This is a genomic window from Paenarthrobacter sp. CM16 (assembly GCF_013179505.1).
Classification (GTDB): domain Bacteria; phylum Actinomycetota; class Actinomycetes; order Actinomycetales; family Micrococcaceae; genus Arthrobacter.
The window spans coordinates 1-10,552 of sequence record NZ_JABMCX010000169.1; the positions used below are offsets into that span (position 1 = coordinate 1).

Sequence of the window (10,552 nt, forward strand, 5' to 3'; positions counted from 1 at the left end):
GCCATCACTTCTCCGTCTTATCAAAGGACCGATGTTAATGATCCTGAGAATACCTCAGTGAGACACTTTGTTTGGACAGATGAGGTGTGGTAATTCCGCGAGATGGAATCGTCACCCCCAGCCAGGTCCCCCGTTCTTATCAAAGGATCCTTTGATGAGAAGCTCGCGACACCGTCTGAGCTGAGTCTTCCAGTTCGCCCTACGGCGCACCCCGAGCGAAAGTCGCCTGCGCGGCTGGGGGGCTTGGAAGATGCGTGGGCCGACTTGCGTCTTGCCCTCGAAGAGTCAGGGGCGGGCGACCTCATTTCAGGCCTGCACATGGGAGGAGCCCGAAGTACTTATCGAGGAGCTTGCGAGGCGTGTGCGCGGAGGATTTCTTCGTGGCTTCGAGGCACAACATCCCTCCAGTCACGTAGTTACCACTCAAACAGCAGAGGTCCTCAGGCGCGTTGGCTCACTTGAAACTCTTCGGGTATTTCTTCGAAATTACCGGGTCGGGGGATGGGTTTCGTCGCATTTTCTGCCCACCCATCCTTATCCAGCTCCAACGTCCGGAGCTCGCGTGGAGTCAAGCAGAGTGCACATCGCGTACAGGCGAACGCCAATGGCATCCAGATTTCTCCCTGCGCCCATGTCGTCGGTTCCTGAACGGGGTCATCAGGTTTATAGAACGTCGTAGGCTCCACCTCGCACAGGAGTTGCCCATCAGGTGATTTGCATGCCACGCACTTGTGAGGGATGCGCCGGGGAAGCCCGTAGGAGTAGTCCTCATCAAAGATTGCAGCAACCCATAGTGCGAGGAAATCGTCAGGCTTTCCGGAGTCGGAGATGACTATCGCACCGGAGCGGACCCCATCTCCATGCAGCTTGATCTTTTCCTTGATGAGCCTGGCCGATGATTGCCGGTGCTGATACTGGAAAATCTCAACGAAATTTTCCAAGTTCGTGAAGGGCCACTCCAGCCCAGGTATCGCTGTTCGCGCCTTTTCATACATTGTGGTTAGGGAGTAGATCGCCTCTGCGATCTGACTGCGCTGAGCTTCCGCAGCGAGATGACAGGAAGCATTGCGCACCGTCATCAACGCCTTGAACTCGTCCAAGGCGAGGACCGTGGGTATCTCCTCTATCTCCTTATGGATGTAAAAGGCGTCTTCCGCCGTACAGGAGCGAACGTCAGCGAGGTCCTTCGTGTAGTTCTCTGAAGAGAAGGTCAACCGGGCCAACAAAGCACTCCGTTTGTCACCCGTGGTGAGTTCGGCCAACAGGCCAGGGGACTGTCTGGCCAACAAGTATTTTAGAAGTAGCTCAGTCGCGATTCCTGCAGAGGCGGCCGCATCCAACCTCTTGTTCAGATCGCCATCTTGGAATTGCTCCCAGGCACGGCGAGCATTCCAGTTTGCATAGGACAACAAGGCTTCAGCCAGCTTCATTAGGTCCCTCGCTGACGTCCATGCGAGCCCAGATGCGTTTGTGCCCGAAATGCCAATCCCAGTCTTGTTCTGTCACGGATCAAGGGTCCCACAACTTTGGTGTGGCCGGCTCGCACCTGACACTCGTTTGTGTGTGACAAAATCAAGCTTCCTATTGAGCAGAGATCTACTTGGGGATGCAATGACTGAAGGCTGGCTTGAACGAAGAGATCGTGAAATGGACCGATGGCTGCCTGATCTTAGATTTTCGCCGCAGGGCGCAGACAAAGATCTACATCTGGCACACCCGCACCTAGAGGAAGGTCAATGGGATAACGACCGGACTCGGTCAACGAAAGCTGGTTCCGTCACGACGCACTTCGGCGACCTCACCGAGCCAGTTGTCGACTTCATTCGAGGTTCGAAAGCTGTTGTTGGTTGCGTCGCTTGGTTGACCGCAAGTTCCATCCTTGAAGCTCTATCCGACGTCGACACAGCGATCGTCGTCCAGAAGGAAGATTTCCTTCGCCCGGACCAGGGGCAGAAGGATGCTTGGCGACAAACCCTCCGAAAAAGCTACGGGGCAATAACCAATGGTTTCGCTCGCTACAGGTTCCCTTACCCTTTCGGAATGATGAACTATACCGGTGACCCCTCCGTGGATCCGATCAGTTGTGTCGGCAACCACAACGCTGACAAGCGAGCTGCCGCACCTAGGATGCACCACAAGTTTCTTGTTCGAGTAGACGAATCGGATAACGGAATGGTTGGTTCAGCAGTCTGGACTGGGTCGTTCAACTTCTCGAAAAATGGTGGAAACTCATTTGAAAATGCGGTTGAAATCCATGACGTCGACGTAGCGGAGCAGTACCTAAAGGAGTTCGCCCGAGTAGCGGCCTTATCCGAGCCTCTGAACTGGTATAGGGAATGGGTCACCCCGCAGTACCGGCTAGGCAGCTAACGATCCAGCCGGATCTAGAAGTCGTGCACAGCTTGTGCTGTGCACGACTTCTGCCGTCCCTAGTCTTTGGTTAGCGTTCGTACCCGGAATCTTGTTGGCGACGCTGTTCCATAGCCCGTTGCAGATTTCGCTCTTGCTCAGAAGCCCCTCCCCCGCCTTTGCTGAGACACTTCACGGCGAGACGACTAAACGAGACTCCTCCTGCGCGTGAAATCCCCGGTATTCGAGGAGTTTCGACGGCCGCCGCTGCTGTAGAGAGCGCTGGCTAGCCTGTCTCATGAAGTATTACCTTTTGTAGACAACGATCTGCGGGCCTACACCGACCTGAAATCCCCCGAAGGGCGTGAGCCACTTCGCATGCAGAAAGTAACGCCCAAGACACAGATCGCGATGCGGTCCCCCTCTTTTCAAGATATTCAGGTTCCGGCGCCTGACTTCATGTGCAGCCGGACTTCAATTGTCGACATTCGACTCCCGGCCGTGCGGGACCGGCGGTGGCCTACCGACAATCGAGCACCCTTTGGTCGGCAGTGAACGCTATCGAAGTGATAGTAAACAGCTAGCGTTCTCTACTCATAGCTGTCTCGCACCTGCTCAAGTCCAATCCGCAGAGCTCTCAGCGCCATCGGGTGCTTCTTTCGCCCCTCCAGGGTTGCCACCATTGACAGGAGCTCCACAAGATCCAGGTCATTGTCGAATCGGAGCAGCATCGTTTTCGGGCGCTCCTTATCCCGTATATCACTAAGCTCAGGTGTGAAACTTGGTCGAACAGGCGTGATGCGTTGGTCTCTGGCGACCGGCGCTGCCAGAAGAGGTTCAGCTGCGTTGCCAAACGCTTCTATCGCTTCCTCCCGCGCTTTCTCCGAAGCGGAACGTTTTTTGAGCGCCATTAGCCGATCAACTCCTCTACTAAACCGCGGATCTCTCGCGCAGCTTTGGGATTCTTCCATTCCACGACACCTAACCCCTCACCTACTACGTCGCGATAGGCCTTACGCTCGTACAGAACAGTCTGGAGTGGCTCGATGCTTGGGTAATCGGCAAGATACTCTCTTGCGTCAGCGCTCTCTGACTCAAAGGCATTTGTTGATACACGCGTCAGGGCTCCCCTAACACGTAGGGATGGATTGAAGTCGCGTGCTGTTTCGATTAGTCGGTCAACCGTCACCAGTGTGTCTAAGTCAAACTGACTGGACTGAGTCAAAATCAACAGCTGGTGCGCAGCCGTCATGGCTGTACGCATTTCTTTGCTATCTTTACCTGCGACATCGACCAAAACGATGTCGTAACTCGTGTCGAGCTCTCGCAACGTCTCGTGGAGACTGCCCAGCTTTTCGACGACAAAGATGCGAGGTTCGTGACCGGCCTCCTCGCGGTCAACGGCCCAGCGGGCAGTAGACCGTTGGCGGTCTCCGTCCACTACCGCTACACGCATCCCGCGTTTCGCGAGCTCCACGGCCATGTTAGTGACGACTGTGGACTTACCCACCCCGCCCTTTTCGCTTCCAACGACAATGATCATGACTTCCACGCTAGCTGAGAGGAGCTATCAATCCAGTACTGACACGCTAGTGCTTTGATATCACTTCGAAAGTGATATCAAAGCACTATCGAAACCGAGTAGTTCCGCACTCCTCCGATGAGGCCCCACACCAAGGAAACAAGAGGAGGGACGATATCAAACCAGTACCACACCGATAGCGGTTTGATATCACTTTCGAAGTGTTATCAAACCGCTATCAGACCGGGATCCCTGGACCTCCTCCCGTCGCCACCCAACTGCCGACCTTGGTAGGGAACAGCTAGCACTTTGAAAGTGCTATCAAAGCACTATCGAAAAGCTAGTAGTCCAATACTCCTCCGATGGGCCCCACACCAAGGAAACAAGAGGAGGGACGGTATCAAACCAGTACCACACCGATAGCGGTTTGATATCACTTTCGAAGTGTTATCAAACCGCTATCAAACCGGGATCCCTGGACCTCCTCCCGTCGCCACCCAACTGCCGACCTTGGTAGGGAACAGCTAGCACTTTGAAAGTGCTATCAAAGCACTATCGAAAAGCTAGTAGTCCAATACTCCTCCGATGGGCCCCACACCAAGGAAACAAGAGGAAGGTCGGTATCAAACCAGTACCACCGCAATAGCATTTTGATATCACTTTCAAACTAGTATCAGGTAGGGCCCAGTAGCCGGGATGGCCAGGACCTTCGCCTGCACAATCAAAGGTAGCGATGGGGGAGAGGGCATGTACCTGCATCAACCTGATATCACTTCAATATTGAATTAGTATCAAACTGCTACCGGTGCTGCGCCTTCAGTCCACAACTCCCGTTGAAGGTCCAGAAGCGGGTCCATGGCCGGCAATTACCCGCCTACACCGATCGAGTAATTGCCCAACCCAAGACAGATCTAAGAGCTGCTGCAGAATTCTGATGTCAGGATTTCCTGACATCATCTGAGGCAGACTAAAGTCGAAACCACGCCGGAACATAGAGGGGCGCAGACGTATGAACTGGGATATGCAGGATGGGATTCACGAAGGATGGCCAGGCGCCGTTGCTCCAGACGGGCGCATGACAGGAGACATTAGAACGGGCAGCCCTTCGGTTCAAGGTATCTCGGGCAGTTTCCCACGACATCCAGTTCACGCTGACCAGGAGATTATCTCAGATGACAGAGTTGTAGGCTGGCGTTCACTATGTGCCTGCGGCTGGTTCGGTCCCTTCTGGAAACGAGTTCCGACATCCTCAGAAGCTAGCCTTTCAAAGCGCCGTGCTTTTGTACCCCTTCTTGGTGTGGCCGTGCCATCCGTCACTGTTGAGGACACCATGCACCTTGAGTGGACAGCCCATGCAATTCCCGCTTCAGCAATTTCCGAACTGCAGGCCGCATTCCGAGTGTTGAAGACAGCAGAGGCACGCGTGAGCAGGGGAGTACAGTCGGCGCGATCTGCGGGCGTCTCATGGGCCCGAATCGGACACGCGCTAGAAGTCAGCAGACAATCAGCCCATGAGCGGTGGAAACCCTAACACCAGCTCCCGAAAGACGGTCCACGGCTAGCCTTAGCTGTGCAGCGTGCCGAAACACGCCGTACCTACTTGGTACTGCCCAGTGTTCCCCACTCTGCACACAAAAAGTCTGCGTGATTGTCGAGGGCAGCCAGCGTTCTTCCACCTCAGAGTCGCAAACGCCAGCTTCATCGACCTGCACCTGCAAGAACCGGTCCAGGCAAGCGTGCCAGGCTCGGCCTTCGCGACGGTTACGGCAGATCTAGCAAAGGTAGTCATCAAGGACTCCTGGACAGTCGGCTAAAAACTAGAGGATGTCACTCGCGACCCTTCATGCGCAGACTTCCCAGCTCCACCCGAGCAATAGAACACGCGCTGAGGCTACTGCCGGTGACCGAGCAGTACCGGCTGGATGGGGAAGTGCTTGCCCGTTCGGCGGCGTCATAGGCAAGGCCGACTCAGTCACCCGTGGCCGGGAAGACCGTACGGATGGCGGGTACCTTACTTCTACGCCAAGTGAGTTCGCAGGTCAGCGACTCGTATTCCGGAAACCTGGACCGAGCGATTCATAGCAGCATTCCAATGTGGCTTATGGCGCTAACTGTGGCATGAAACTTGACGACTACGATGCTTTAGGAAGCCCCGTCTTTCTCAGTTGCCAGGATCATCCGGCAGCTGCTTACACCCCTCTGGTGAAGGCCATATCAGCTAGGGTCCATTCATCAGGTGGCCCCTCGAAGGCTTCCCAAGGGTAATCATCTGTGGGGGAGAGGAGCTCCGCTACTGTGTTCACGTTCTTTGAAAGCCACTCCCGCCACACTATTCGTTCAATGCGGTATCTCTGGAGTTGGGCAGCTACAGCTTCCACCACACCAAAGCATTCTGCGAGCTCCTGGAGGGAGGTCGTAGCTACGATCAACCAGGATCGGGCGCCATTCCTTGAGATCATGTTCCATGCTGCCAGGACCTCGAGGCTTTCGCCAACGGCGGTTCTGGACAGCTTTGTCTGAGCGACCAATTCCGTGGTTGTTAGCCCTGGCGTGCTCTCCAAGGCTTCATAAACGAACGCCGCCGGCAAACCCAGCTCCCTGAAAACCGGCCTGAGCGAATGAATCTTTCCCTTTCGCCAGGTTAGATCCTCTGCTGCTGAGCGAAGTCCTTCGGGGATCGTCAGCATGTACAGATCACCTTTAGTTCCCCGGCCATGTTCTACCAACGTCACCAGTGGGTCATTCTCAGCACGCAAAGCCCGCAAGTGAGCGCCCACAGTTGTGTGATCCAGTCCAGTCGCCACGGCGATTGATCGATCACCAAACTCAACAAATCGAGACGCTGTCATGTGGGCGGCCGCGCCCAACGCTCTTAACACCATCCGACGTGCCAGGCCGGTGCGGGAGCTGGCGTATACAGGCTCTCTCAGGGACAGGGCGCTTCTCCAAGAGCGCAGGTAGCGGTGCTCGCTACTTGAATCTGGGTTTGAGGGTGTTCCTAGCAGGGGCTGTGTATTTGGCTGGCTTGTGGGGGATTTGCGGGCATTGTTATTCCCAGTCCTTGAGCCTTGGTTTTTTCGTAGGTAGTCGATCGCGTTGTTCCAGTCCCGCTTCAGGGAGGGGAGCCGGTGATGGGAAGCGTAGCGGGCGTAGAACGATGCGAGTCCGGGCCAGACGCCCTGGAGGAACCGTCGTTGAACCTCGACAAGTTTCATTCCAGCGGCGGCCGCTGCGGTCAGGACAGCCTGACGGGCTTCCGAGTCCGAGGCGTACCGGTTCGCGTCGTACAGACCCGACAGCGCCATCTGCTGCATTGGCCTGGACATCCGTCCGATCGTCTGTGGTGCGTCCGGGTCTCTGTTTTCCCAGGAAAGCGGCTGTTCCAGCCTCAGGGCCCGTACACTGGCGATTTCATCGCTCAAGTCTTGGCGTATTGAGTCCCAGACCCGAACCGTGTTTGGGCGTTTTGCAATGTCGTACGCCATGCTGAGGCTCATGGCGAGTACCTGGTGGCCGCCGCGCTTATGAGGTGATCCTGGTGTGCGCATGCAACCGTGAAGAAGGTTCTGGTGCGGAGACTTATCCAATGTCCGGTAGCGAGAGCCGAGTGCCTCGACAACATCGCGTGCCTCTGAAAAGGAAACCCTTTTCTCCAGTGGTATGTAGACGTGTCGGCCGCCATTGGGCGAGTGATCTTCAATCCACCGAGCGCCACAGCTGTGCAGCCACGATTGGAGGGACTTCACGTCTGCTTCCACCCAGTCGATACCTGCAATAGAGGAGTCGAAATCAAGGAAGAGGGCAGAGCAGCTGCCGTCTTTCCCGAAGATCCGAACTGCCGCAGGAAACGTGGGGAGCGTCTCAGTCAGAGCGCGCTCGTGCTTTTGGGGATAGGTCTTACCGCCGTCTCGGGATATGCGAATACGGGGTTGACCTGCGAGAAGAGGCGCCAGTGAGGCCCACGCCTGCGCGGCGTCAGCGGTCGGGGAATGGTCGCGAGACACGCCAGCGGGTACGACTGCTGGCAGCACGCGAGCGTGCTGTTGTACGATGAGAGCAATCCTTTCGAGGAGGTCCTGTCAGAGGGACAACAAAGGGCCGGCCCGCCAAGACCGGTTTTATAGCAAGACAAAGGTGAATCTGAAAAGATCAACCTTCACGACTTACAGTCTGAGCGCCGGGAAGCAATCCAGAATGTAAGTCACTAGCTTCGAAGGCCCGCCTAGTGCGGGCCTTCCTCGTTATGAGGCTAAGCGCCCAAGCGGGAACTCCTCCTGCTGGGGAACTGCGTGCAGCTTGGTATTGGCCAGGCGTTCTTCAACCAAATCTGACAGCCAGTCGCTTACGTACTGGTAGCCCTCTGCCTTTGCAATCTGGTCCATTGCATCCGCTTTAGGTGTTGCGATGCGGAATCCGACGAATTTGCGGTCGCCTTTGGAGCGTCTGCCTGTACGTGTAACTGGAGCCATCATCCCTGTCCTTTGAACTCGGCTGCGGAGGCCGCCGCTACTTCAATAGATTGGTCGAACCAAGTGCCACCTGGCCCTAAGTAGGCGGCTGCTATACAACCGGCCTTCTCTGAAACTGAAACTACCATCGCGCGCCTTCCGGCAGTGGCATTGAAACAGAAACACCCTCCGGCGTGTTGAAACAGAAACAGGGTCTAATGGCGGAGCCATCTGCATGGAGGTCTCCGTGCAGCGTCAGCGCGCCCGATTATGGACAACATGCGATGCAGACCCGCATTGGGCGTGTCGCCGCGGAGCCCTGGGACAGAAAAGGGGGGCTGAGCGTGGCATATCTAATTTCAAGCGTCCGCAAACGCTTTGATAGGTCCATGTTCGCATCACCCTAACCCGGCTTCAGACAAGTTGCAGACGTTCACATCCCGCGGCATGTGGCGACTTGATTCCCCCAAGAAATCAAGTACGGGACAGCCTACCTACGGGCTTCGCACATGTACAACTCAGTTCTAACTCATGGCCTATACGCTACGAATGTCATCAGGTAAAATTTTGTGTCGGCTGTCCCGCCTGCTCTATAGCGGTCGCATCGCAAGCAGCTGACCTTTGGCTGAAGGAGCTTAGAGATGGCAAATGGGGGTCGTAGCGTGTTCCTTACGCAACAGCAGAAGAAGGAGCGCCTGGCGGATCGTATGGGCATCCTGGTGGATATCTGGGAGGCCGACAACAACGCCGCGCTTACGTACAATCACGTCGAGGAAGCACTTTCTGCCAACGGGATCCATCTGTCGCGGACACGGTGGTCATATTTGATCAATGGCACTGGCAGCTTGGTGACCGATCAGGAACTTCTGAGGGGCATTTCAGAGTTCGTTTTTGGTGTGCCGGCCAGCTATCTCGTTGATCTCAACAGTGAGACTCCTCCCGAGGTGGAAGCGCGGATGGAGTTCCTTGTGCAGATGCGCAAGCTCAAGGTGAAGAACTTCGCTGCGAGAAACCTGGGCGCGACGTCGCCGGAAACACTGCGGATGATCACGAGGATTATCGACTCGTCGATGAACGGTGAGGATGAATGACCCTCCCACCTGTTCAGGACAAGGTTCGGGAGTTGTGCGGTGACGGCACGACGTCGATGAAGGAAGTCGTCGAACGCTTGACCGTGATCTGCGAGAAACCGATCAATCTCATCGAGTACAACGAGTCCTGGGGTTCCCTGACGGCATTCAAGGCCGAATTCGAAGATCGCATCAACGTGTACTTCCCCCCGCAGAAGTCCCAGCAGTACAAGCTCCACTGCATCTATCACGAGCTCGGACACATCTACCTGGAGAGCCTTCAGGTAGCCGTTGCCCTGCCGGATCTCTCTGGAGAGATGCTGAGGGAAACCGCGGACGCGATTAGCATCACCTGCCGGTCGGTTCCGAATCACCCTGTCGAGCGGTGGGTGGAGGATTTCGCGTTCGAGATGTCAAAGAAGACGCGTTCACGCAGCTCGTCCGATCTTGATCCTTTCCTCTGATAAACCATGAAACTGTTGCTCTTTGCACTGCTGAGCGCCCTATGCCTCCTTCGGATCCCCTCGGTGGTCAAGGTCGCGGAATCCCGCGCCTCGTGGGTGGCATCGATCTTCGGGCTCGCGGCACTCTATGTTTTGGGAACGGTTACACCGTTGGAGGATATTGACCGCTACCTCGGCGGCATCAATGTGACGAACCTGCTCCAAGCCGTCTTCGCGCTCCTGGCAATCTTCTTCTTCAACGACAGCGTGCGGCGTCTGGCGAACGTACCCATAGTCAGATGGACCTACTACGCGCCGTTGCTGAGCATTCCCATCATGGTTGTCGGCTTCACCCTGATCCAGGACAAGGCTCCAACGGCCGCGGACTTCATCGATACCCGCATGGACCAGCTCGCTACCGCCGTGTACAGCGGCATGTACATGCTCGCGCTGTTGTTCACCGTCCTCAGGATCATCTACATGCTTCGGCACAAAGCCAAGGGACTGTACGCCACATTTTCAGCGGGCCTGCTGGTGGTTGCGGTCGCCGTTTCGTGCCACATCACATACGTGGTGCTGTTCTATTTCTCGCCCTGGGACGCCCTAGCCCGGGATATCGGTGCCTGGTTTGACCGTCTTTTCTATGTAGGCCTTTCAGTGACCGCCGCGGGATGGTTGATTCTCTTCCTGTCGAAGCAGCTGCCCAGATTGCGTCTCTGG

General features: G+C 56.0%; 9 protein-coding genes. 4 read left to right on the plus strand and 5 right to left on the minus strand.

The genetic code is table 11. The features are described 5' to 3' along the window. Positions 1–440 precede the first annotated feature (440 nt). Positions 441–1,430, minus strand: coding sequence for a hypothetical protein (locus tag HP499_RS15090; RefSeq protein WP_172325002.1), 990 nt, complete (start codon positions 1,428–1,430; stop codon positions 441–443). A gap of 181 nt (positions 1,431–1,611) precedes the next feature. Here HP499_RS15090 and HP499_RS15095 point away from each other — a divergent pair, with 181 nt between their 5' ends. Further along, positions 1,612–2,370, plus strand: coding sequence for a phospholipase D-like domain-containing protein (locus HP499_RS15095; protein WP_172325004.1), 759 nt, complete (start codon positions 1,612–1,614; stop codon positions 2,368–2,370). Positions 2,371–2,939: 569 nt separating this feature from the next. Here HP499_RS15095 and HP499_RS15100 read toward each other — a convergent pair. The 4 genes from HP499_RS15100 to HP499_RS15115 form a co-directional block, all read right to left on the minus strand. Then, on the minus strand, positions 2,940–3,260 hold the full coding sequence (locus HP499_RS15100) for a hypothetical protein (RefSeq protein ID WP_159736796.1): 321 nt from the start codon (positions 3,258–3,260) through the stop codon (positions 2,940–2,942). Beyond that, positions 3,260–3,892, minus strand: coding sequence for an AAA family ATPase (locus tag HP499_RS15105; RefSeq protein ID WP_159736797.1), 633 nt, complete (start codon positions 3,890–3,892; stop codon positions 3,260–3,262). The genes HP499_RS15100 and HP499_RS15105 overlap by 1 nt, the downstream gene beginning before the upstream one ends. 2,168 nt (positions 3,893–6,060) lie before the next feature. Next, positions 6,061–7,902, minus strand: coding sequence for a MarR family transcriptional regulator (locus tag HP499_RS15110; RefSeq protein ID WP_375154256.1), 1,842 nt, complete (start codon positions 7,900–7,902; stop codon positions 6,061–6,063). Positions 7,903–8,112: 210 nt separating this feature from the next. Further along, complete coding sequence (locus HP499_RS15115; RefSeq protein WP_243753352.1) at positions 8,113–8,343, minus strand: hypothetical protein; 231 nt, start codon at positions 8,341–8,343, stop codon at positions 8,113–8,115. A gap of 617 nt (positions 8,344–8,960) precedes the next feature. Here HP499_RS15115 and HP499_RS15120 point away from each other — a divergent pair. The 3 genes from HP499_RS15120 to HP499_RS15130 all read left to right on the plus strand — a co-directional run. Beyond that, entirely contained in the window at positions 8,961–9,410 is a 450-nt protein-coding gene (locus tag HP499_RS15120; RefSeq protein ID WP_172325006.1) for a hypothetical protein, read from the plus strand. Beyond that, a complete protein-coding gene (locus HP499_RS15125) occupies positions 9,407–9,853 on the plus strand; it encodes a hypothetical protein (protein WP_172325008.1) in 447 nt (148 codons plus the stop codon). The genes HP499_RS15120 and HP499_RS15125 overlap by 4 nt, the downstream gene beginning before the upstream one ends. A 6-nt stretch (positions 9,854–9,859) precedes the next feature. Beyond that, the coding region (locus HP499_RS15130; protein ID WP_216660031.1) for a hypothetical protein at positions 9,860–10,552 on the plus strand (693 nt) is incomplete at its 3' end.

Bases quoted from the DNA above. Each gene is read 5' to 3' on its own strand.
- HP499_RS15125 (WP_172325008.1), top strand. From the start codon at position 9,407: ATGACCCTCCCACCTGTTCAGGACAAGGTTCGGGAGTTGTGCGGTGAC.
- HP499_RS15095 (WP_172325004.1), top strand. From the start codon at position 1,612: ATGACTGAAGGCTGGCTTGAACGAAGAGATCGTGAAATGGACCGATGG.
- HP499_RS15100 (WP_159736796.1), bottom strand. From the start codon at position 3,260: ATGGCGCTCAAAAAACGTTCCGCTTCGGAGAAAGCGCGGGAGGAAGCG.
- HP499_RS15120 (WP_172325006.1), top strand. From the start codon at position 8,961: ATGGCAAATGGGGGTCGTAGCGTGTTCCTTACGCAACAGCAGAAGAAG.
- HP499_RS15105 (WP_159736797.1), bottom strand. From the start codon at position 3,892: ATGATCATTGTCGTTGGAAGCGAAAAGGGCGGGGTGGGTAAGTCCACA.
- HP499_RS15115 (WP_243753352.1), bottom strand. From the start codon at position 8,343: ATGATGGCTCCAGTTACACGTACAGGCAGACGCTCCAAAGGCGACCGC.
- HP499_RS15090 (WP_172325002.1), bottom strand. From the start codon at position 1,430: ATGAAGCTGGCTGAAGCCTTGTTGTCCTATGCAAACTGGAATGCTCGC.